The sequence below is a fragment of the Terrisporobacter vanillatitrophus genome, from assembly GCF_051148895.1.
GTDB classification, from domain to species: Bacteria; Bacillota; Clostridia; order Peptostreptococcales; family Peptostreptococcaceae; genus Terrisporobacter; species Terrisporobacter vanillatitrophus.
This window is the reverse complement of record NZ_CP154625.1, coordinates 1,338,113-1,362,189: the sequence shown is the minus strand read 5'-3', so window position 1 is coordinate 1,362,189 and position 24,077 is coordinate 1,338,113. Positions and strand designations below refer to the sequence as shown.

General features: G+C 28.4%; 21 protein-coding genes and 1 riboswitch. Of the genes, 3 read left to right on the top strand and 18 right to left on the bottom strand.

Going from position 1 to position 24,077, the window contains the following annotated elements; translation table 11 throughout:
- Positions 1-92: 92 nt before the first annotated feature.
- Positions 93-623: a hypothetical protein gene (locus TVTCOM_RS06815; RefSeq protein ID WP_434799098.1), complete on the bottom strand. Its 531-nt coding sequence runs from the start codon at positions 621-623 to the stop codon at positions 93-95.
- Between the two features lie 556 nt (positions 624-1,179).
- Between TVTCOM_RS06815 and TVTCOM_RS06810 the strand changes: the two genes are divergently transcribed.
- Entirely contained in the window at positions 1,180-2,394 is a 1,215-nt protein-coding gene (locus TVTCOM_RS06810; protein ID WP_434799097.1) for a DUF1002 domain-containing protein, read from the top strand.
- Positions 2,395-2,574: 180 nt separating this feature from the next.
- Here TVTCOM_RS06810 and TVTCOM_RS06805 read toward each other — a convergent pair whose 3' ends face one another.
- The 3 genes from TVTCOM_RS06805 to TVTCOM_RS06795 form a co-directional block, all read right to left on the bottom strand.
- Positions 2,575-4,203 carry an IS1182 family transposase gene (locus TVTCOM_RS06805; protein WP_434797079.1) on the bottom strand — a complete coding sequence of 543 codons (1,629 nt, stop codon included), beginning with the start codon at positions 4,201-4,203 and terminating at the stop codon, positions 2,575-2,577.
- A gap of 103 nt (positions 4,204-4,306) precedes the next feature.
- The gene (gene proC, locus TVTCOM_RS06800; protein WP_434799096.1) at positions 4,307-5,107 is read right to left on the bottom strand and encodes a pyrroline-5-carboxylate reductase; all 801 of its coding nucleotides are present in this window, start codon (positions 5,105-5,107) and stop codon (positions 4,307-4,309) included.
- Between the two features lie 37 nt (positions 5,108-5,144).
- Positions 5,145-5,756 (bottom strand): DNA-3-methyladenine glycosylase, encoded by a 612-nt coding sequence (locus TVTCOM_RS06795; RefSeq protein ID WP_434799095.1) that lies wholly within the window; start codon positions 5,754-5,756, stop codon positions 5,145-5,147.
- A gap of 126 nt (positions 5,757-5,882) precedes the next feature.
- Between TVTCOM_RS06795 and TVTCOM_RS06790 the strand changes: the two genes are divergently transcribed.
- Complete coding sequence (locus TVTCOM_RS06790) at positions 5,883-6,794, top strand: Ppx/GppA phosphatase family protein (RefSeq protein ID WP_434799094.1); 912 nt, start codon at positions 5,883-5,885, stop codon at positions 6,792-6,794.
- A 56-nt stretch (positions 6,795-6,850) separates the two neighbouring features.
- Here the strand turns inward: TVTCOM_RS06790 and TVTCOM_RS06785 are convergent, their stop codons facing one another.
- The 8 genes from TVTCOM_RS06785 to TVTCOM_RS06750 form a co-directional block, all read right to left on the bottom strand.
- A complete protein-coding gene (locus TVTCOM_RS06785) occupies positions 6,851-7,654 on the bottom strand; it encodes a MetQ/NlpA family ABC transporter substrate-binding protein (protein WP_434799093.1) in 804 nt (267 codons plus the stop codon).
- Between the two features lie 89 nt (positions 7,655-7,743).
- On the bottom strand, positions 7,744-8,547 hold the full coding sequence (locus TVTCOM_RS06780) for a MetQ/NlpA family ABC transporter substrate-binding protein (RefSeq protein ID WP_434799092.1): 804 nt from the start codon (positions 8,545-8,547) through the stop codon (positions 7,744-7,746).
- A 51-nt stretch (positions 8,548-8,598) separates the two neighbouring features.
- Entirely contained in the window at positions 8,599-9,261 is a 663-nt protein-coding gene (locus TVTCOM_RS06775; RefSeq protein WP_434799091.1) for a methionine ABC transporter permease, read from the bottom strand.
- Positions 9,254-10,219: a methionine ABC transporter ATP-binding protein gene (locus tag TVTCOM_RS06770; RefSeq protein WP_434799090.1), complete on the bottom strand. Its 966-nt coding sequence runs from the start codon at positions 10,217-10,219 to the stop codon at positions 9,254-9,256. Before TVTCOM_RS06770 ends, TVTCOM_RS06775 begins: the two co-directional genes overlap by 8 nt.
- A gap of 92 nt (positions 10,220-10,311) precedes the next feature.
- Positions 10,312-10,416, bottom strand: a riboswitch (SAM riboswitch).
- A gap of 106 nt (positions 10,417-10,522) precedes the next feature.
- Positions 10,523-11,101 (bottom strand): hypothetical protein, encoded by a 579-nt coding sequence (locus tag TVTCOM_RS06765; RefSeq protein WP_434799089.1) that lies wholly within the window; start codon positions 11,099-11,101, stop codon positions 10,523-10,525.
- Between the two features lie 123 nt (positions 11,102-11,224).
- Positions 11,225-12,196 carry an NrtA/SsuA/CpmA family ABC transporter substrate-binding protein gene (locus TVTCOM_RS06760; RefSeq protein WP_434799088.1) on the bottom strand — a complete coding sequence of 324 codons (972 nt, stop codon included), beginning with the start codon at positions 12,194-12,196 and terminating at the stop codon, positions 11,225-11,227.
- Entirely contained in the window at positions 12,189-12,923 is a 735-nt protein-coding gene (locus TVTCOM_RS06755) for an ABC transporter ATP-binding protein (protein ID WP_434799087.1), read from the bottom strand. The genes TVTCOM_RS06760 and TVTCOM_RS06755 overlap by 8 nt, the downstream gene beginning before the upstream one ends.
- On the bottom strand, positions 12,916-13,686 hold the full coding sequence (locus TVTCOM_RS06750; protein WP_434799086.1) for an ABC transporter permease: 771 nt from the start codon (positions 13,684-13,686) through the stop codon (positions 12,916-12,918). The genes TVTCOM_RS06755 and TVTCOM_RS06750 overlap by 8 nt, the downstream gene beginning before the upstream one ends.
- A 526-nt stretch (positions 13,687-14,212) precedes the next feature.
- On the opposite strand from TVTCOM_RS06750, the gene hydE reads away from it, so the two are divergent.
- On the top strand, positions 14,213-15,271 hold the full coding sequence (gene hydE, locus TVTCOM_RS06745; RefSeq protein WP_434799085.1) for a [FeFe] hydrogenase H-cluster radical SAM maturase HydE: 1,059 nt from the start codon (positions 14,213-14,215) through the stop codon (positions 15,269-15,271).
- A gap of 74 nt (positions 15,272-15,345) precedes the next feature.
- Here hydE and TVTCOM_RS06740 read toward each other — a convergent pair whose 3' ends face one another.
- The 6 genes from TVTCOM_RS06740 to TVTCOM_RS06715 all read right to left on the bottom strand — a co-directional run bounded on the left by TVTCOM_RS06740 (position 15,346) and on the right by TVTCOM_RS06715 (position 23,949).
- Positions 15,346-17,673, bottom strand: a complete 2,328-nt coding sequence (locus TVTCOM_RS06740) for an adenosylcobalamin-dependent ribonucleoside-diphosphate reductase (protein WP_434799084.1) — start codon at positions 17,671-17,673, stop codon at positions 15,346-15,348.
- A gap of 43 nt (positions 17,674-17,716) precedes the next feature.
- Positions 17,717-19,276, bottom strand: a complete 1,560-nt coding sequence (locus TVTCOM_RS06735; RefSeq protein ID WP_434799083.1) for a glycine betaine ABC transporter substrate-binding protein — start codon at positions 19,274-19,276, stop codon at positions 17,717-17,719.
- Positions 19,269-20,405, bottom strand: a complete 1,137-nt coding sequence (locus TVTCOM_RS06730; RefSeq protein ID WP_434799082.1) for an ABC transporter ATP-binding protein — start codon at positions 20,403-20,405, stop codon at positions 19,269-19,271. The genes TVTCOM_RS06735 and TVTCOM_RS06730 overlap by 8 nt, the downstream gene beginning before the upstream one ends.
- A gap of 257 nt (positions 20,406-20,662) precedes the next feature.
- Positions 20,663-21,724 carry a flavodoxin-dependent (E)-4-hydroxy-3-methylbut-2-enyl-diphosphate synthase gene (ispG, locus tag TVTCOM_RS06725; RefSeq protein ID WP_434799081.1) on the bottom strand — a complete coding sequence of 354 codons (1,062 nt, stop codon included), beginning with the start codon at positions 21,722-21,724 and terminating at the stop codon, positions 20,663-20,665.
- A gap of 23 nt (positions 21,725-21,747) precedes the next feature.
- Positions 21,748-22,770, bottom strand: coding sequence for an RIP metalloprotease RseP (gene rseP / locus TVTCOM_RS06720; protein ID WP_434799080.1), 1,023 nt, complete (start codon positions 22,768-22,770; stop codon positions 21,748-21,750).
- 27 nt (positions 22,771-22,797) lie between these two features.
- Entirely contained in the window at positions 22,798-23,949 is a 1,152-nt protein-coding gene (locus TVTCOM_RS06715) for a 1-deoxy-D-xylulose-5-phosphate reductoisomerase (RefSeq protein ID WP_434799079.1), read from the bottom strand.
- Positions 23,950-24,077: the final 128 nt, after the last annotated feature.

Below are 24,077 nucleotides of genomic sequence, written 5' to 3'. Positions count from 1 at the left end.
ATTTTACAAATTATTAAAATATATCCCATTTTACAATTAATAAAAAATATTTACAAATCTATTTTTTATTATAAATAATTATATTATTATATTTATTTTGAAGGACCACCGTCATGATTATCCTTGCAACCACAGTTATCTCCACATCCACAATTATGTCCTTCTTCATGGTGGTCATGACCGCATCCACATCCATCATGGTGATGATGTTCTAGTTCTAAGCTCTCTTCTCCTTGGAAAAATTCTCTTTCCATTTGTTCATATGTAGGTAGAGATGCTTCTGTATCATATTCTTCCCCTGTCCAATCTGCATACATCATTTGATCTCCATTTGTAAGTATCATTCTTCCAGACATTGTTATATTATCAACATACTCTAAGAACTCGATTTCCTTTTGTAATGTATCTCCTTCTAATTCCACATCGTCGTCTGTACATCTTACGATTAATACTGGTGCAAAATATCCTTCTTTATCTTTTACATTTACAACTATATCTAATATTCCTTCAGCACCTTCCTCAAATTCACTTAATAATACATTTGTATCTATCATATCTTGAGGTACTAATAGATCCTCTATTAGGTATTTTAAAACTCTTTCTTTAACTAATTCTTGTGACATTACTCTTCTCCTTTCAATGCTTAAATTAACATTGGTGAAACATTATTATAATTTATTTCCTTTATATAGTATAATACATTTCATCATTTTTCAATCATCTTCCTACTTTATGTTGAAAATTGGTATCTCTTCAATCACTTCCTCATTCACTTCCTTTAATAATATATTATGTTTTTACTTAATTTATAATTATTTTTTACACTAAAAATATTATCATCATTTAATATATTATTCTTTAGCATATTGAAATCCTTTTTTACCGTGATAAAGTATTTTTCAACATTTTTCTTCCCTTGATATATCCATATAAATCTTACGATTTTCTTAAAATAACCACAAATATTTTTTTTTATTATATAATAAATAAGAATGTAATAATAATTTAGTAAAGATTTATGTATAAATTGTAATGACAGTTACAATGTTGTAATCGCATTATGACAGCAAATATTATACTATATTCACAGAGTATTTTTACTCTATATTAAATCTTTACATAAATCTACTTGGAATACTCATATAATTATTTTAAGTAGTAATATTAGGAGGAAATATTATGAAATTTAAAAAGAAAGTTAGCTCTCTTTTAGTAGCGATGACAATAATAGCAAGCAGCGTCGTGCCTTCTTTTGCTGATGGTACTAAAGTAGTGACTATAGGTGTTAACAATACAACTGAGCAAAGACAAAAGATATTTAGTTATTTTGGTGTAAAAGAAAATGAAGTTCAAGTATTAGAGGTAAATAATCAAGAAGAAAGAGAATACCTAGGAGGAGTTGCCACAGAAGCTCAACTAGGAACTAAAACATACTCTTGTTCTTATGTAGAACCAACTAATAGTGGTGGAATAAATGTAAAAACTGCAAATATAACTTGGGTTACTTCATCAATGGTGGCATCTACCTTATCAACTGCTGGTATGGAAAATGCCAACGCTGTAATAGCTGCTGTGTTCCCAGTAAGTGGTACTGGTGCTTTAACAGGTGTTATGAAGGCTTTTGAAGATGCATCTGGTAAAAAATTAGATGAAGATAAAAAAGAATTAGCTTCTGAAGAATTAATAACTACAGGAGATCTTGGTGATGAAATAGGTCAAGATAAAGCAACTGGTGTTGTTAATGATATTAAAGCAGAAGTTATTAAAAACGGTACAAGTGATGTTACTCAAATAGCAGATATAATCAATAATGTAACTAATAATTACAATGTTACATTAACAGATGCTCAAATTAAACAAATAACTGATTTAATGGAAAAAATAGCTGCTCAAAAATATGACTATAATTCAATGAAACAAACATTAAACAATGTTTCTGATGTTGTTCAAGACAACTTAAAAGAAGCTGGTCAAAGTGTAGAAAATTCTGGAATAATGGACTCTGTAGGAGATTGGTTCTCTAACTTATTTGCCGGAAGCAAAGATTTAGGTATCCTTGCTGAAACTAAAGATGATATATTAGGAAGCAATGCAGTTATAAATGCTACTGATAAAGCTGCTGAAAACTTACCTTCTAGTGAAGAAGTTGAAGGTTTCTTCCAAAAGATAATTAACTGGGTTACAAACTTATTTAATAATGATTCTGATAATAGCAATAACAGTGACAATGTAAATAATGATGCAAACAGTGAAGAATCTCCTGACAACAATGTAGAAAATAATACAGATAGTACTGATAATACTCAAAATAGTAACAACAGTACTGATGATAATTCTTTAAATGTTCAAACTGAAACTGAAGAACATTTTGATTCACAAGATACAAATCAATAAATTTTCATAAGAAAGAGGCTGTCGCATAAACGATTGAAAAATCGTTGGGCGATAGCTCCTTTTTACTTATTTAAAACTCAAAACTACTGAAAATAATTTTATTTCACTTATATTTACTAAAAATAAGCATGACAAATAAAGGTATTTGAAATACCGTTTTTTTAGCTATCTATATTAAAATTAAGCGATTTTCTTTAAAGGATGAAGGGATGTTTTACATTTTCCATTTTGTATTTTATTATGCAATTTATTTATGTTATAAGCCATTCCTAATAAAATACATTCCGCTAAAATATTTTTTTCACCTTTACATAAAAACCTTCTAAATTCCATGTTTTGTTTTATTTGAGCGAATGCTCCTTCGGCTTGAATACTTCTATTCATTCTTAGTTGAATACCTTCGGTACTCACTATTCTTTGTAAATTTCCTTTACGTTTTTCATTAAATACTTTTGAAATATTAAGTTTTTTAGTTCTATCTTCTAAAGGAGTTTTACAGTTATTTCCTTTAATGCATTTAGTTTTAAATTGACATCCTTTACAATCTTCGCACATATAACAAGTTATTTCACACTTGTATCCAGTTGTACTTTTTCTGGTTTTTGTGCTAGTAACAGTTAATTTCTTATTGTTTTTACATAGATAATAGTCATCTTTATCGTTGTAAGACATATTATCCATTCTACCAATATCATTTTTATATTTTCTTGTTTTACTAATTTCATAATTAGCTGGTTTTATAAATGATTGTTGTCCATTTTTTTCTAGATGTACATAGTTTTCTTCACTTTCATATCCTGAATCAGTTATTACTTTAGGATATTTAAAACTTAAATATGACTCTGCATTTTGTAAAAATGGTATTAGAGTAGTTGTGTCAGCTGGTTGAGGTCCTGCACTTATCCAGACTATATATTCAGAATCAACTCCAAACTGAACGTTGTAAGCAGGTTTTAATTGACCATTTTTCATATGATCTTCCTTCATTCTCATGAAAGTGGCATCTTTATCTGTTTTAGAGTAGCTATTACGTTCACCCATTATATGTAAATCTTTAGTGTATTTTTTTAATCTATCAATATAGCTATCTAATTCTTCAATAGATTTTTGAATAGGCGATTTTCTTTTACCTTTACCATAAACAAATACAACATCTTCTTCATTTGCTATTTTCTTAAGTTTTTTTAGTAATTTTTTTAGATGATGCATTTTGATTTTGTTTTTATAAATTAATTTGATACCAAAATCTTGTTCACATTTTAAAACGAAATTAGGTATTTTATCCATCATTTTTTGCATATTTTTTGTTACAGCTTTTTTCCAAACAAAAGTATATCTATTAGATGACGCTTCTATTTTAGTACCATCTATAAATATTGTTTCTTTTGAAATTTCATTTTTATCTGCAAGCATATTTGCTAATTGGGCAAGTAATTCTTCAGATACTGGTGCGAAATGTATACTACGAAATCTGGCAATTGTTGAATGATCTGGAGCGGAGGCTCCGCCTAAAAGATACATAAAATTAACATCTCTTTTGCATGCATTTTCTATTTTTCTTGAAGAATATAAGCTATTCATATATCCGTAAACAATGATTTTTAACATTTCTCTTGGGGTTATTGTATTTTCTCTAATTCGAGAATAAGTCTGATATAACTTTTCTAAATTCATCTCCTCTATAGTTTGACTTAATAACCTCACTGAATCATCTTTTGGAATTAAATAATCAATCTCTAGTGGTAATTTTAATTGATAATTATCACCATACTTAGTATAATCAATTTGTATAATATTTTGTTTGGTCATAAAATAATTATACAAAAATCCCAAGATCTTTTGAACTTGGGATTTATTTTTTTATGCAAAAAGGGCATCGCCCTATTTTTTTAGTGCGACAGCCCCTTTTATATTATTTACTCATTTCTATACTTTTCTTAACGCAAGAATCTATAGCTTTTAATACAGCACCTCTAAACTTTTCTTCTTCAAGTACTTTTACAGCCTCTATTGTTGTTCCTCCTGGTGAACATACCATATCCTTCAATTCTCCAGGATGTTTCCCTGTATCTAAAACCATTTTCGCAGCTCCTAAAACTCCTTGTGCAGCAAATGTATAAGCCTTGTCTCTTGGCATGCCAGCACGAACTGCACCATCAGCTATTGCTTCTATAAACATAAAAGCATATGCAGTTGATGAGCCACTAGCTCCTATTACTGCATGAATTAAATCTTCTTTTACTACTTCACTCTTTCCCAAAGAATCAAATATAGATTTTACAAAACTTAATTCTTCTTCACTTATATTTTTATTTGGAGATAAAGAAGTCATACCTTCTCCAACAAGGGAAGGAGTATTTGGCATTGTTCTTACTATTTTTTTATCATCTCCAATGATTTTTTCCATTGCTTCAATAGTTTTACCTGCTGCTATTGTTATTATTATTTTATTATCTATTAAATCTTTTATTTCTTCTAATATTTCATCGTATATGTCTGGCTTTACGCCTATTACTATAAGATCTGAAAATTCTACTACTTCTTTAGAATTTTTAGTTACGCTAACATTGTAATTGCTTTTTATTTTATCAAGGGTTCTATCACTTTTAGCAGAAGCCATAATATGATCATTATCTATCATTTTAGAATTTAATATTCCTCCTAATATTGCCCCTCCCATATTTCCTGCACCTATAAAGCCTATTTTTTTCATAATCTGTCCTCCTTTTTCATAATACTATTAAATTATATCATTGCTTTTTTATGACAGAAACATTTTTATTGTTTTTAATGTAAAATCTCCATAGTTTGTCTTTATCTTCTTGTGCATAATCTATATTAATTCTTTTATCTTCCACAATTTCAAAATCATTATCAATATTATCTTCTATATAAAGTTCACATCCAAATATATCTTTACCACTTAGATTTCTATCTATATTTAAACCTTTACAAAGTTTTCCTGGACCATTTGTTAAATTCTTTTTTTCATAATTGCTTAATTCATCATAAGGTTTTAAAAATCTATTATAAGATATTTCTTCTACATTGCTTATAGGCTCAACTGCTCTAATTAAAACACACTCTGGTATGCCTTCTTTGTTGGCTGAGAGATTTAAACAATTATACATTCCATAAATTAAATATACATAAATATGTCCTCCACTTAAGTATAGAGGATCCGTTCTAGTGCTTTTCTTATTTTTATAAGCATGAGCAGCTTTATCAATAACTCCCATATAAGCTTCTGTTTCCACTATTTTAGTTACAATTTTTTTATTGTCATATTCCCTAATTAAGAATTTATTTAAGAGATTTCTAGCTAAAGTTATTCCATCCACGTTGTAAAATTTTTTATTCAAATTACATCCTCCTTGATTATGTTTTCTCTTTATTAATTTTAGTATAACTCTATTTTTTTCAATTATTGATGAAGTAATTATATTAAACTATAATTTATTTATAAACATGTACATGGAGGGATTAAATTGAAAACTTTAGCTATAATTGATATTGGGTCTAATTCAATCAAATTAATAATTGTAGAAATAAAAAATAATTCATATAGTGAGATTTTTCATAAGAAATTTCAAACTAGATTATCCGATTTCGTAGGAAGAGAAAATAAGGAATTATCATCTGAGGGAATGAAAAACTTCTTTGGAATAATATTCACCTTTAAAAAATTTTGCGATGACTTTAATTGTGATGAAATAATTACTGTTGCCACAGAATCCCTTAGACAAATAAAAAACTCCACAGAAATTATAAATAACATTTCTAATTCTTTAGACGTACATATAAGAATATTATCACCTAGTGAAGAATGTTATTTTGGTTATGTTTCCTCTATTCCAAAGGATTTAAAGAATTATGTTCACATAGATATAGGAGGAGGAAGTGTAGAAATCGGTTTAGTAAAGAATAAAATACTTGTAAAAAGTGTTAGTATACCCATGGGTGCTTTAATAATTACAAATAAGTTTCATATTAAAGATGGCATTTCCAATGAGGAAATATGCCAAATTAGAGAATACATATATGATAAATTAAAGAATGTTTTATGGATTGATGAGTGTAAAAATCTTCCTACAGTTATAATTGGTGGATCAATAAAAACTATTGGTAGAATTCATCAAAAGGAATATGATATTATATCAAATATTCATGGCTATGAATTGTCTTATAATGATATAGACGTTCTTTTGGAAAAGATTAGTACTATGTCTTTAGACGAAATAGTTAGTACCACAGGTATCTCAAAAAGTAGAGGTGATATTCTTTTAGGGGCTTTAGTTCTTATAAATAGCCTTATACTATATTTACAATCGCCAAAAATAATTATTAGTAAGTATACCATTAGGGAAGGTATTATTAATAACTATATAAAAAATAATTAGTTATTTAAACTAAAAAAGAAGGATATTAATCCTTCCTTTTTATTGAAATTTATAGATTAAAATGTTGGAATTATACTTCCTTCATATTTTTCTTCTATAAATGATCTAATTTCATCACTATTTAAAACTTCACCTAGTACTTTTATTTTTTCACTTTCCTTATCTTCTTGTCTACATGCTAATACATTAACATATGGTGAATCACTAGATTCTATCGCTATAGCGTCTTTTTTTGGATTCAACTTTACATTTAAAGCAAAGTTTGAGTTTATTACTGCATAGTCTACATCTTGCAAAGTTGATGGTACTTGGGCCGCCTCTACTTCTACTATTTCTATATTCTTTGGATTTTTAGTTATGTCTTTTGCTGTTAGTAATTCTTTTTGCGCAACTTCTATAATTTTGTTATCTGCTAATAACTTTAAAGCTCTCGTTTCATTTGTTGCATCATTTGGTACAGATATTTTTGCTCCATCTTTTAATTCATCTAAACTTTTGTATTTTTCAGAGTAAACTCCAATTGGAGCAATAAGTACTTTAGCTGTATAAGTTAAGTTTAAATTTTTCTCTTCATTCATTTGTTCTAAGTAAGGTATATGTTGGAAGAAATTTGCATCTAACTCTCCTTCTGCTAATGATGTATTTGGCAGTACATAGTCATCAAATTCTACTATTTCTAATTTATATCCTTTTTTCTCTAATAAAGGTTTTGCTGCTTCTAGTATTTCTGCATGTGGTGTTACTGATGCTCCTACTTTTATATTTTTATCTGCCTCTCCACTTGCTTTAGAGCATCCTATTAATAATGATCCACTTATAATTCCTACTAATGTTAAGCTAAGTAATTTCTTAAATTTCATTTTTTATTCTCCTTCTTATTATATTGTAAAAATATCCTTTATCTTTTTAAGATAGAAGAATATTTAAATATTCTTCTATCTTAAATCAATTAAAATGTTGGAACTATACTTCCTTTATATTTTTCTTCTATAAATGACTTAACTTCATCACTTGTTAATGCTTCAGTTAATGCTTTTACTTTTTCACTATCTTTATTATCTTCTCTACAAGCTAGTATGTTAGCATATGGTGAGTCGCTAGATTCTATTGCTAAAGCATCTTTAGTTGGATTTAAGTTAACATTTAAGGCAAAGTTAGTGTTTATTACAGCAAAGTCCACATCTTGTAGCGTTGATGGTACTTGAGCTGCCTCAACTTCTACTATTTCCACATTCTTAGGATTTTTAGTTATATCTTTAGCTGTTATTAATTCTTTATCAGCAACTTCAATAATGCCATTGTCAGCTAATAATTGTAATGCTCTTGCTTCATTTGTTGCATCATTTGGTACAGATATTTTTGCTCCATCTTTTAACTCATCTAATTTATCATATTTATTAGAGTAAATTCCCATTGGCTCTATATGAACTTTAGCTGTATAAGTTAATTTCAGATCTTTTTCTTTGTTCATTTGTTCTAAGTATGGAACATGTTGGAAGTAGTTTGCATCTAGTTCTCCCTCTGCTAAAGATGTGTTTGGAAGTACATAATCATCAAATTCTACTACCTCTAATTCATAGCCCTTTTCTTTCAATAATGGTTTTACAACCTCTAAAATTTCTGCATGTGGTGTTGGAGATGCTCCTACCTTTATAGTTTTATCTTCCTCTCCACCAGACTTTGAGCATCCTACAAATAATGATGCACCTATAACTCCTACTAATGTTAATCCTAATAATTTTTTTAATTTCATTTTGAAATCCCCCTTGTTTGTATTATTTTTATTTAAAAGATAATCTACCTTTTATTTTAGTTTTTTATATGCATAGTCTCCTGCACTTTGTATTAGCTGTACCATTATAATAAGTGTAATTACAACATATATCATAACTGAAGTATCAAATCTTTGATGTCCATATACTATGGCAACTTTTCCAAGACCTCCAGCTCCTACAGTTCCTGCCATGGCTGTACATCCTAATATGGAAATTATGGATAAGGTAATTCCAGATACTATTGATGGCATTCCTTCTTTTATTATTACTTTGAATATTATTTGTAAGTTTGTTGCTCCAAAAGATTTTGCAGCTTCTATTAATCCTTCATCTACCTCGTTTAATGCATTTTCAATTACTCTTGCAATAAATGGTGCAGCGCCTATGGTAATAGGGACTGTGGCTGCTGTTTCCCCAATAGACGTTCCAACAATAAATCTTGTAAAAGGAATTAATGCAATTAGTAAAATAATAAATGGAAAACTTCTAACCATATTTACTATAAGTCCTAGTATATTGTATACGACTTTATTTGGCTTAAGTCCCTTTGGCTTAGTCACCACTAAAATGATTGCCATTATAAATCCTAAAATTGTGGCTGCTATAGTAGGTACAATTATCATATATAATGTTTGAAGTAGGGCATCCCCAAGTATTTCAGTTAAATAAGTATATAAGCTCGTTTTATTCATTTATGATTTCCTCCCATCTAACGTTTTTCCAATTTAGATAATTTTTTATATTTTCTCTATGATCATTAGACACATTTATTATTAATGATCCAAGTATATCTTCTCTGTATTTTTCTAACTTTCCACATATAATGGAGAAGTTTATATCCAAATCCCTTGCCATGGAAGTTATTATTGAATCATTAGAAATTTCTTTTGGGAAGATTATTCTTATATTAGTCCCTTTTGGTAGTACAATATCATCTTCTCCCACTAATTTTTGCAAATTTTTAGAATTTTGTAAAAACAATTCTTCCGTATCTCCAATTTCTAACACTTCTCCATTTTCCATAATAGCCACTCTAGAGCAAATTTGTTTTATTACTTCCATTTGGTGAGTAACCATAATTATTGTTATATCAAGCTTTTTGTTTATATCTTGTAACAAACTTAATATGGATTTTGTTGTGTTTGGATCTAGGGCTGAAGTCGCTTCGTCACATAGAAGGACTTTTGGATTTAGTGCTAAAGCTCTTGCTATGGCAACTCTTTGCTTTTGACCTCCACTTAAGTTTCTAGGTTTCATATTTTTCTTGTCATGAATTCCTACCAATGTTAAAAGTTCATCTACTCTTTTATTTATTTCATCTTTTGAATATTTAAAACATTCTAATGGTAGTGCCACATTTTCAAATACGGTTTTTCTCTCTAATAGTGAAAAGTGTTGAAATATCATGCCCAAATCTTTTCTTAAAACTCTAAGTTCTTTTTCATCTAAATTTTTTACTTCTCTGTCTTCTACAGTTATACTTCCATCTTCGTAGTTTTCTAGTCTATTTATGCATCTTAGTAATGTGGATTTTCCAGCTCCACTATGGCCTATTATTCCAAATATCTCACCTTTTTTTATATGCATATTAATATTATTTAAAACTTTTGCTTCTCCATAATATTTATTTACTTCACATATTTGTATCATATTTATTCTCCCCCCTTAAAAGCCTCTTAATTTTGTCTAAAAATGGTATTAAAAAAAGCCTAAGTATAAACTTAGGCTAAATAGCTAATCTATACTCATCTTTCAACTAATAATAGTTGCAGGATTTAGCACCATGTACAAAATGTACTGGTTGCCGGGTTTCATAGGGCCAGTCCCTCCACCACTCTTGATAAGAGTCTTTTCAATTTTTATTATGTTATAAATATTACTCATTTTCTTTTTACATGTCAATCTTTTTTTTAATTTTTATAAATAATTTTTTTATTATTTAGTTTCTTTTTATTATTTAGTTTCTCTAGTAATACCTAATTTTGTATCCATGTCTTTTAATATTTTAACAAAGTCATTAGTAACATTTTCTCCAGCTCTTACTGTATCATCTACTAATTTAATAAACTCGTCTTGTGGTTTATTGTAGTCTTCTTTAGTTATTTTATCTAATTTTGCTATTCTAGCATCTATATCTTTTATTGATTTTTCACCTTCTGCAATTAAACTTTCATTCATTTTCTTTAATTCAGCATCCTCAGTCTTTGCATCTTTTTTTAATCCATCTACAAATGCTTGAATTTTTTCTTTGCTATCTTTGTAAGCAGCTTTTACATCATTTAAATATTTTTCGTTACCAGGATATTCTTTTTCTTTATAAGTTTTTGTTACTGTATTAACATCTGTATACATGTTATAGTCAGATACTGTTTGCATATTTTTGTCATATAGCCCTGTATAAGTATTATAATATGCTTTGTCTGGTGCCTCATCCTCAGTTTTAGTCTCAGTTCCAACATTGGTTCTGTTATTACAAGCCACTACAGAGCAAAGTACAAGTAAAGATAAAGCTACTGTTACAATTTTTTTCATTATTTTTACCCCTCCATTTTAAATTATGTCTTTAAATATTATTATTTCAATTTTAATTTTTTTTATTTGCATAAAAAAAATTAAAAACAAGAAGCAAAATATTAAGCTTCTTGTTTTTTTATATTATTTATTCACCTGTAAAATCAAATTTTCCACCTTTACTTCTTTTTCTTGCATTTTATTGTCAATTAAAAATTTTTGAGTATCCTTAAGAGCTTGGATTTCAGCATCGTCTATTTTTGGATTAAAATCATACCATTTGTAAAGTTCTTCTGTTTCTTCTTCACTTAGTCCCACTTCTTTAGCTACTTTACTTATCATTTCATCATGATTATCTTCCATGTATTTTAATGTATCTTCATGAACTTTCATAAATCTTTCTACTAACTGAGGATATTTCTCTGCAAATTCTCCATTTACAGCAATAACTATAATTCCATCAACCAAACCTTCTCCATCTACAATTTTTTTATTACCTGCATTTAATGATTGAAGAGCTGCTGGTCCTGCAACTAATGCACAGTCCACACTTTTTCCTTCTAAAGCTGCAGAGGCATCTGGTATGGTCATATCTATAAATTCCACATCATCAATTGTCATGTTTTCTTCTTTTAAGGCAGCTATTAATATTTGATGTAAAATTGTTCCCTTTGGTCCTGCAATTTTTTTACCTTTTAAATCCTTTACACTTTTTATAGAATCATTATTAGTTACAATCATAAAGCCTTTTGGTGATCTTGAATAAGTTCCTATAATTTTTAAATTAACATCATTGGATGCTGCAATTAGTGCTGATGTTCCACCCAGCGCATGGCAAAAATCAATTTCTCCTGCTGCAAGAGCTTGAGTTTGTTCTGGTCCTGTAGTAAGTTCTGACCAATTTACTTTTATATTGTCTTTTTCATATTCTTTTGCAAATAGCTCATCATTTTTTTCTAATATACTTGGTACATTAAGCGGTGATTTTACATAAGTAACGTTAATCTCCTTTGGTAGTTCTGCTTCTTCATTCTTTGATGAACAACCAGTAATTAAAGTTAGTGATAAAACAGATGCTGTTAATAAAGCTAGTAATTTCTTGGATTTTTTAAACATATTCTTCTTCCCCCAACTCTTTTAAAATATCTTTTTTTAAATTCACATAATAGTCACTACTAAGATCCCTATTATAGTCATAAGAAACAAAAAACTCTTTAATAGATTTATTTTTATTAAATACCATAATTCTATTAGCTATGGTTAAAGCTTCTTCAATATTATGAGTTACAAATATTACGCCCTTCTTAGTTGATTTATAGATTTCTATAACTTCTTTTTGCATTTTTCTACGTGTAAAATAATCCAAGGCTGCAAAAGGTTCATCCATAAGCAATATATCTGGATCGTAGGATAAGGCTCTTGCTATGCTTACCCTATTTGCCATACCTCCAGAAAGCTCGCTAGGATAAGCATTTTTAAACTTTTTCAACTTCATAATGTTCAAATACTTGTCCACATTTATATTATCTTTCTTATTACTGTGAAAAGTAATATTTTCCCTTACAGTAAGCCATGGCATTAATCTACTTTCTTGGAAAACTACCCCTACCTTAGGTATAACTTCTTTATTTTCATTAAAGTACGTAATTTGACCACTATCTATAGTCTCCAAATTTGATAATATTTTAAGCAAGGTTGTTTTTCCACAACCACTTTCTCCTAATATTACTGTTATCTCATCTTTACATATATTTAAAGATATATCTTTAAATATTACATGATAAGTATTATCCAACAAATATTTTTTGCTTATATTTTTTAAAACAAATCCACCTTTATACATAGTCTTTAACCTGCTTTCCTTTTGCAACTTTCTTTATTAGTTTTGTAAATAAGTAATCACTAATAATTCCTAAAAAACCTATAACAAATATACCTACAATAACTACATCTGTTCTAGACATGGATTTCCCATCAGATATTAAATATCCTAGACCTGAAGATGCAGCTATAAGTTCTGCTCCTATAATTGCTCTAAAGCTATATCCTAGACCTAAGGATAAGCCTATAAAAATATGTAGTATGGAATTTGGTATTATTATTTTCAAAAATATTTCTATTTTAGTAAAATTAAATACTTGACCAACTTCTATTAATTTCACATCACAACTTCTTATTCCATTTAGTGTATTTAAGAAAATTGGGAAAAATGATGCTAGTATAATAATTATGATTTTTGACTTTTCTCCAATTCCAAACCATAAAATAAGCATGGGAATTAAAGCAAGTGGAGGTGTATTTCTAATAAACTCTAACAAGGGCTTAAAGTACTCATATAGTTTTTTATTTATTCCAAATAAAATACCTAGTGGTATTGCAATCATAGAACTGATAATAAAACCAATAAAAATTCTTCTTAAACTAACAAATACATTTTCATATATGGATCCATTTTTTATCATATCAATAAATGTATTAAAAACTTTCATTGGCGGCGGAAGAATATATTCATTATAAACTTCCATATTACAAATAACTTGCCATATAATCAAAATTAAAATAAAAACATAATATCCTTTTACTTTTCTATGAAATTTGCTTATCATAATTTAATCCTCATAATTTACCGTAAAAATTATTTTTTTGTTGTTTATTTATATTATACATACAACATATGGTAATTATCTATTATTATTTCAGTATCCTTAATTATTATTTTATAAATGAATTTTTTAAATAATTATGGATTTTTGTTTATTTTAATACTATACTTTCTGTATATATATTTTTAATAATTATATTTAGAGATTTTCTTTAGATATAATTTTATTTAATCAAATTTACTACCTACCAGAAAAGTATTAACTGATCTGTAAGGAAATTAGTTTATATCAATACATAATTTTATTTACAAAATGCTAACTTTTCTTTCATTAGTTTAATTACTTTTGGGAAAAGTTTTTTTATTGAAAAAATTGTATTTTTTAAATTGTAAATTTAACTTATTATATTAAAATTATCTTTAATTCTATTTAAAATAATAGTTAATTATGTGTTTTTGTTGTGTTATTTTTAAAATCAAAAAATTTAGCATTATTTGTTGAATTCATATGAAAATATTAGGAGGAATATATGAATGTAATAAAGTTAATTGACAAATTATATGAAGAAAACTCATTAAATAAAAATGAACTTCTCTACATACTTGATAATATTAATAGTAATGAAGTTGATTATTTATGTGAAAAGGCTGTAATTACCAGAAAAAAATATTATGATAACAAGGTATATATGAGAGGTCTAATTGAATTTACAAACTACTGTAAAAATGATTGCTATTACTGTGGCATAAGATGTTCAAACAAAAATATCTCTAGATATCGACTAAGTTTAGAACAAATTATGGAATGTGCAGATTTAGGATATAAATTAGGATACAGAACTTTTGTATTACAAGGTGGAGAAGATAATTATTTTACTGATGATAAAATTGTTGAGATTATAAAATCAATAAAAAGTAAATATAAAGACTGTGCCATAACCTTATCCATAGGGGAAAAATCATATGATTCTTATAAAAAGTTCTTTGATGCTGGCGGGGATAGATATTTGCTAAGACACGAGACTGCAACAAATGATCATTATGAAAAACTGCATCCTAAGAATTTGAAATTATCAAATAGAATTAATTGCCTTAAAAATTTAAAGGAAATAGGGTATCAAGTTGGGGCAGGATTAATGGTTGATTCTCCATACCAAACTAATGAAAATATAGCTGAAGATTTAATTTTTTTAAAGGATTTAAATCCAGAAATGGTTGGTATTGGTCCTTTCATTCCTCATCATGATACTATTTTTAAAGATGAACCTACTGGCTCTCTTGAAAAATCTATTATTGTTTTAGCTCTTACACGACTTTTACTTCCATCTGTACTTCTGCCTGCAACTACTGCACTTGGTACTATTAATCCAAATGGGCGTGAAGCAGGTTTAAATGCTGGATGTAATGTAGTTATGCCAAATCTTTCACCTACAAATGTTCGTGCAAAATATGCTTTGTATGATAATAAAATTTGCATGGGTGATGAAGCTGCTGAATGTAGAAATTGTATAGAAAGAAGAATAAATATGGCTGGATATGTATTAGATACATCTAGAGGAGATAATATAAATTGTATTAGTCCCATATAAGTTTTAAATAACTTAAACTTTTCATTTTAATAAATAAGAAAAACAGTTGTTATGTAAATAACAACTGTTTTTCTTTAGTTACATTTACTGTAACCACATTGAAGACATACTGAACAACCACCCGTTGGAATAATGGCTTCATTTCCACACTCTGGACAAACAAATTTTTCATGTCCATCTTCAATATGGTGTTCTTCAGACTTTTCTATTTTTTCTTCCTTGTTCTTTTTATCTTTGTCATTCTTTTTTTCTTCTTTGTTCTTTTTATCTTTGTCAGATTTTTTATCATTTAATAATACACCACTTCTCTCACAGCCATCTCTGTATATTGTTATACCTTTAAGTTTATTTTCCCAAGCAGACATATAAATATTATAGACGTCTTCTACCGTAGCTTCATAAGGTAAATTTATAGTTGATGATATGGATGCATCAATATGTTTTTGCCAAACTCCTTGCATGGCTATTCTTTCTTCTGGTTTAAGACTCATAGCTGTTACAAATATTTCTGGTAATTCATTTTCATCAGTAATATCTTTTAAATTCATGTATTCTTTTACTATTGGAGTATATACTTTGTAGTAAACATCTTGTGAATGAAGTGTTTCGGTTTTTCTTGTGTATGAAATATTAAACATAGGCTCTATTCCTCCACTTATGCCAAGCATGGTAGATATGGAACCCGTTGGCGGTATGGTTAATATTTGCGAATTTCTAAGTCCATATTTCTTTACTAATTCTTTAACATCTTCATTTATGTTGTTTATAAAGAAAGGTGATTTAAACACTGCTTCTTCATTGTATTTTTCAAAAGGCCCTTTTTCTTTTGATAATAGCGCTGATTTTTTCACTGCGCTATTTAACATATTTTTTGAAATTTCATTACACAAATTAATTGATTCTTGTGATCCATATCTAATTTTTAATTTTATAAGCATATCAGCTATGCCCATAACACCAAGGCCTATTTGTCTATATTCAGAAACACTTTTTTGTTGTTGTTTTAGTGGATGAAGAGAAAGTCCTTCTTCTAAAACCTCGTTTAATCCTAGTATACAATCTTCTACACAGGCTTTGAATTTTTCCATATCAAATATGGCATTATCTGTGAATGGCTCCACAACAAATTCCGATAAGTTTATGGAACCAAGTAGACAACTTCCACCTGCTGGAAGAGGCTCTTCTGCACAAGGATTTACGCCATCATGTTTAAATTCTTTATCTTCACTTAATAAGTGGTATTTACTTATGTTGTCCCAAAATAACATTCCTGGTTCTGCATAGTCCCAATTATTTTTCACTAATTTCATAAATAAATCATAAGCATTGACTTCTTTTATTATTTCTTCTTTTGTTGCTTTTACTACAAATTTACAAGTATAGGTTTCTTTATTTTTAACAGCTTTCATAAATTCATCACTTATTCTTACAGATATATTGGCCTTAGTAATTTTTTCTAAATCAGTTTTCACATCTATAAATTCTTCAATGTCAGGATGATTTATATCCATGGAAATCATCAAGGCTCCACGTCTTCCCTTTTGTCCAATAAGACCTGTTGTCATTGAATATAAATCCATAAATGATATGGCACCTGATGTGGTTTTTGCTGCATTATGAACTGTAGCACCATTTGGTCTAAGTTTTGAAATATCTATTCCCACACCTCCACCATAAGAAAAAGTTCTTGCTAAATTTTTAGCTGTATCAAATATGCTTTCTATATTATCTTCTGGTGGTTCTAATACATAACAATTTGAATAAGTAACTTTTATATTATCTCTATACAAACCTCTATTTGCTAAAATTCTTCCTGCAAATAAAAATTTTCTTTCTTTTATTAATTTTGCAATTTTAGGATTTCCACCACTAATTCTAGTTACCCATTCATTGAAACTTTCATCTTTATACTGATATTTATTTTTCCAAATGGATTTTTGTAACTCGTCCATATTCCATTTAGAATTTCTAATTTCCGTTCTTCTATCTCTATAAATAATATATTTTTTAGCAATATCTTTTCTATTTGATGACATTAATAAGTCTTCTACTTCATCTTGTATATTTTCTACAGTTGCTTCTATTTCTTTATTTTGTATTTTTTCTTCTATCATTGTGGCTATAGCATGTGCCAATTCTCTATCCGTCCCAAACTTGCTATTAATTGAAGATTTATATACTGCATTAAAAATTTTTCTTTTATCAAATTTTTCTATTGTTCCATCTCTTTTAGATACTTTAATCATAATTTTGCTCCTAAGTATTTTTTTAATTGCTTCTTTTTCATTATAATTTATTTTTATTACGTATATCCTATGTACTTCATTGTTTTTTAATTTAATATTAATATATTTTGTACTCATTGATTTATTATACAAAGAATTATTTAGTTTTTTGTTCATTATAAAACCCTTCTAAGAGTCAACTTAGAAGGGTAAATTACAATTAATCTTGTATTAAATTTTTTTCTACTAAATAATCATGAGCTACTTTTTCTGGAGTTTGTCCTTTTTCATCAACCTTATAGTTTAATTCAACCATTTCCTCTTCATTTATTACACCACTTAGTTTATTTAAAACTTCCTCTGTTTCAGGGTATTTTGCTATTAAATCTTCCCTAACTAATGGTACAGCATAATAAGGTGGGAAAAATGCTTTATCATCTTCTAACACTTTCAAATTAAATTTTTTTAATAAACCATCAGTGGAAAATGCATCTATTACTTGAGCATCTCCTTTTTTTAAGGCTTGATATCTTAAACCTCCATCCATACTTTTGACTTGTTTAAATTTCATATCATAATATTTCTGTAATCCAGGTAAACCATCTTCTCTATTTTCGAATACTAATGTTGGTGAAAATACAAGATCTTTGGAATGTTTAGCTAAATCAGAATAAGTTTCTATATTGTATTTTTTAGCAACTTCAGGTTCCATTGCTAAAGTATAAGTATTATTGAAACCAATAGGATCTAATACTTTAATACCATATTCTTTGTCAAGATGATCTTTTACACGATTATATACATCATTAGCATCACCTGTTGCTTCTTCCTTCATAATATTCATTAAAATAGTTCCTGTATAATCAGCACACATATCAACATCACCATTTACTATGGAATTCCAAAGAACTGTTGTACCCATATTTAATTTTCTATCAATATTGTAATCAGTATACTCTTCTAATAAATCAGCATACATATTTCCAAGTATAAGACCCTCTGTGTAGTCCTTTGAACCTACTACTATAGTATCTTTTTTCCCAAAACTAGGTCCTATTGATGTAAATAATATAACAACAACAACTATAGCTGTACATACTTTTAGACCAGTATGAGTACTTTTTCTTTTTTCAGTAGATGATTTTTGAGATGAATATTTACTCATAACTGTTTTTTCTACTCTTGAGAATATATAATCCACTAAAAGAGCTAAGATACAAGCTGGAATAGCACCTGCTAGAATCATTATATTATTTACAGTTTGAACACCAGAAAATACTAAATAACCAAGGCCACCTGCTCCTATAAATGCGGCTAAAGTCATAAGTCCAACAGCAGTTACTGCTGAAATTCTTATACCTGCCATAATTATTGGAAGAGCTAAAGGCAATTGTATTTTATATAGAATTTGCTTTGAAGTAAGACCAATTCCTGTAGCAGATTCAAGTATGTTTTCATCTATACCAAGAATTCCTGTTGTAGTATTTTTTACTATAGGTAATAAAGAATATAAAACAACCATCATTATGGCTGGTTTACTACCAATTCCTAGCACTGGAACTAATAAACCAAGTAGTGCCATGGATGGTATCGCTTGAAATATATTGATTATACCTATAATATACTTTCTAAGTTTTTCATTTTTAGAAACTAATATTCCAAGAGGTATACCAATAATTATAGCTACAACGATTGCTACAACTGTTAATTGTATATGTTGCATTAATAAGGATATGATTTGATTTTTTTGTTCTACTAAATAATTTATAAAATTAGTCAAGTATACTCACCTCCATTTCAAGGAACTGCTCACTTAAAACAGAAAGTAAACTACTTCTTGTTATTAGACCTACCAACTTATTATAACGAGTAACTACAGGTACATGTCCAATTCCTTCTCTATTCATTACTTCTAATATTTCAACTAAATTATTGTCATCATATACAAATACAGGTTTATTGTCCATAATTTCGCTTAAGTAGTGATTTTGAATTCCATTTCTTCTAAGTTCTTTTATAGTAACAATACCAAGGAAATTTTCATCCTTATCAATTATTAACAAACTATCAACTTTGTTTGTTCTCATAATTTCCATACCTTGTATAACAGTTCTTGATTTTTTTACACTTATAGGATCTTTAATCATTATGTCTTTAGCTTTTATATATTCTGGTACATTCCATAATCTATCGCTACCTATAAAGTTTTTAACAAATTCATTAGCAGGATTTCTAAGTAGATTTTCTACTGTGTCATATTGCTGAACTTTTCCGTCTTTCATAATACATATTTTGTCTGCTAATTTTAATGCCTCGTCCATATCATGAGTAACAAATATAATAGTTTTCTTTAACTCTTCTTGAAGTGAATATAGCCACTCTTGTAATTGAGTACGTGTTATTGGGTCTAGTGCACTAAATGGCTCATCCATTAAAATAATTTCGGCATCAGTTGCAATAGCTCTTACAAGTCCTATCCTTTGTTGCTGACCTCCACTAAGTTCACTTGGATATTTATCCAAAAATTCTTTAGGATTAAGACCCACCATATTCATCAATTCTATTGTTTTTTCTTCAATTTCTTTTTCAGTTTTTTCCTTTTTTAACTTTGGTATTAATTCTATATTTTCTCTTATAGTCATATGAGGAAATAATCCTACACTTTGTATAACATATCCAATGTTTCTTCTTAGACTTATAGAACTTTCCTTTGAGATAGGTTTGTTGTTTATAAAAACTTCTCCCTTTGTTGGTTCAATTAACTTATTTATTAATTTTAAAGTAGTAGTTTTTCCACAACCACTAGGTCCTATTAAAACAACAAAACTACCATCTTCTATTTTTAAGGAAACATCATCTAGTATTGTTTTTTTTCCTACCATTTTAGAAATGTTTTTCACTTCTATCATAACTTCCCCCTTCGCTAACAACTTGTATTATTTTCGAAGTTGTTAGTTTATATTGTAACACTCTTATTGTATTCATTCAACACTTTATTGAAATTTCTAATTAAATTTCAGCCAATGACCTTGCTCAAAATATACTTTTTACAATTTTACATTCGTTGATACTACTTGATTTGATAAGTTTTTCACAGATTTTAGCATAATATAATTTCTTTGTAAGTAAAAAAAGACGAAACAATAAAGTTCGTCTTTTGTAAATCTTATTTTTCAAATTTTTCAATTTCCTCTAATAATTCTTCTACTAATGAATCGCCTTTTATTTTTCTAACTATTTCACCTTTTTTAAATAAAAGACCTTCTCCTTTTCCACCAGCTATGCCTATATCAGCTTCTCTAGCTTCACCAGGGCCATTAACAACACATCCCATAATAGCTACTGTCATGTTTTTATTTATGTCTTTTATTTTTTCTTCTACTTCATTTGCCACTCTTATTAAATCAATATTACATCTTCCACATGTTGGGCAAGATACTATTTTTATTTTATCATTTAATAAATTTAAACTTCTAAGTATATCTTTACCTACATGAACTTCTTCTACAGGATCTCCTGTTAATGAAATTCTTATGGTGTCACCAATTCCATTCATTAAAAGTGAACCAACACCTATAGATGATTTAATAGTTCCTTTTTTGATCCCACCAGCTTCCGTTATTCCTAAATGAAGGGGATAGTCAACTTTTTCACTCATAAGAGTATAAGCTTCTACTGCAGTATATATATCTGAAGATTTTAAAGATATTACTATGTTATAAAAATCTAGGTCTTCAAGAATTTTAATATGTGCTAAAGCACTTTCAACAAGAGCCTCTGGTGTGGCATGACCATATTTCTCCAACAAATGTTTTTCTAAAGAACCACCATTTACTCCAATTCTTATTTTTAAATTTTTCTCTTTACATTTTTCAACTACAGCTTTTACTCTATCAATACTTCCAATATTACCTGGATTTATTCTAATACCGTCTACGCCTTCTTCTATAGCCTTTAAAGCTAACTTGTAGTCAAAATGTATATCTGCGATTAAAGGTATATTTATTCCTGCTTTTATTTTACCTAAATTTTCAGCAGCTTCCATATCAGGAACAGCAACTCTTACTGCATCACATCCTGCTTCTTCCAATCTTTTTATTTGTTCTATTGTTTTCACAGCGTCTCTAGTATCTGTTGTTGTCATAGACTGAACTGCAATTGGATTGTCTCCTCCAATTTTTATATTACCTACAGATACTTCTCTTGTTTTTTTTCTATTATAACTCAAAACTTCACCTTCTACTTGTCTATTTAGAATTTAATTATGCCTTTAAATAATTTAGTTACATCATTATAAGTGATGAAAACCATAAATGCCATTAATGCACAAAAACCTATCATATTTATCATAGCTTCTTTGTCTGGATTTATTTTCTTTCCACCTCTTATCCACTCAATAAAAAGTAATAATAACCTTCCTCCATCTAACGCAGGGAATGGAACTAGATTTATTATTCCAAGGTTTAAACTTATTATTGAACCTAAATATAATAAATTCATTATACCTGTTTTAGCTGCTCCTGATACTATACTAATTACTCCAACTGGGCCTGCAACAGAATTTGTAAATCCACCTGGCACAGTTCCTGTTATCATTTGCTTTAAGAAAGTTACCATTTGCACTGTCATTTGTACAGTCTGCATAAATGATTGTTTTATTGCAGTAACTACATTTCTGTCCTTTTTATAAGTTACACCTATCTTATAAGTACCATCTTCATTTTTTTCTGGTGTAACATTTACTTTTACTGTTTTATTGTTTCTGTCAACAGTAACGCTTAATTCTTCTCCATTAGAAGAAGATATTATTTTAGTAAATTCATCCCATGAATTAATATCTTTTCCATTTACACTTTTTACTATATCTCCAGTTTGTAAATTTGCCTTAGCCGCTGGAGTATTATCCAATATTTCTAAAGTAGTTGTGGGAGAACCCATGTAAATAAACACTGGTATTAAAAAAATCACCGCTAAAACTAAGTTAAAAAATGGTCCTGCAAATATAACACTGGCTCTTTGAAGTATTGATTTTGTCCCAAAGGAACCTGGTTTATTTGACTCTTCATCTTCACCTTCCATAGATACATATCCACCTATTGGTAAAATTCTAATTGAATACATAGTTCCATTTTTTTCTTTACCAAATAATTTTGGTCCCATACCTATGGCAAATTCATGAACTGTAATTCCATTTTTCTTTGCAAAAATAAAATGACCAAATTCATGTATTAATATTATTACTCCAAAAAGCAATAAAGCTGCTATTATAGTCATATATTCACCTTCCTAATTTTAATACTTTTATTTAAGTAAGTTAGATAAAAATTCTCTAGTTTCTTTGTCAACTTGTAAAATATCTTCTAAAGTTGGATTACTTCTATTATTATGCTGCTCTAAACTTCTTTCTATGTAATATGGTATGTCATAAAATCCAATTTTATCATCTAAAAATTCATTTACTAAAACCTCATTGGCAGCATTTAATACTGTTGGATATGTTCCACCTAATTTTAATACTTTAAATGCCAATTGTAAACAAGGGAATGTTTCCATATCTGGTTTTTCAAAAGTTAAAGTAGCCATTTTAGCTAAATCTAATCTTTCGAAATCTGTTGTAGATCTTCCTGGATGAGTTAGGGCATATTCTATTGGTAGTCTCATATCTGGACATCCCAGTTGAGCCATTACTGAACTATCTTTAAAAGATACCATAGAATGAATTATACTTTGTGGATGAACTACTATATCAATATCTTCCACATCCACATCAAATAGCCATTTAGCTTCTATTACTTCTAAACCTTTATTCATAAGTGTTGACGAGTCTATACTTATTTTTCTTCCCATATCCCAGTTTGGATGTTTAAGAGCTTGATTTTTTGTAACATTAATTAACTCTTCTTTCTTTTTACCCCTAAAAGGGCCACCTGAAGCTGTTAATATTATCTTTTCTACATCTTTTTTTCTTTCACCATTTAAGCATTGGAATATGGCACTATGCTCACTATCAACTGGTAAAATATCCACATTATTTTTCTTTGCTTCTTCCATTACAATCTCCCCAGCTGTAACTAAGGTTTCCTTATTGGCAAGGGCTATTGTTTTTTTTGCTTTTATTGCAGCCATAGTTGGCACAAGTCCTATCATTCCAACTACAGCCGTTAAGACAACGTCTACTTCTTTTAGTTCACATATCTTAACTAATCCTTCCATAGAACTTAACACTTCTATATCTATATTATTTGGAATCATATTCTTTAATTTGTTGGCACTTTCTTCATTATAAACCGCAACATATTTAGGATTAAATTCTAATATTTGTTCTAGTAATAAATCTACACTGCTATTGGCAGAAATAGCAACTACTTCAAACTTATCTTTATTTTTTCTAACCACATCTAAAGTTTGAGTACCTATAGATCCTGTAGAACCTAGTATAGTAATTTTTTTCATAAAAAATTCCTTTCTCCGTCATATATTATAATTTGTCTTTACTTATGTATTATATCATTATTGCTATTATTATTTGCAATATTCATAGAAATTTCAAATAATAAATTCCCTTGGCTCAAAATTTGCAA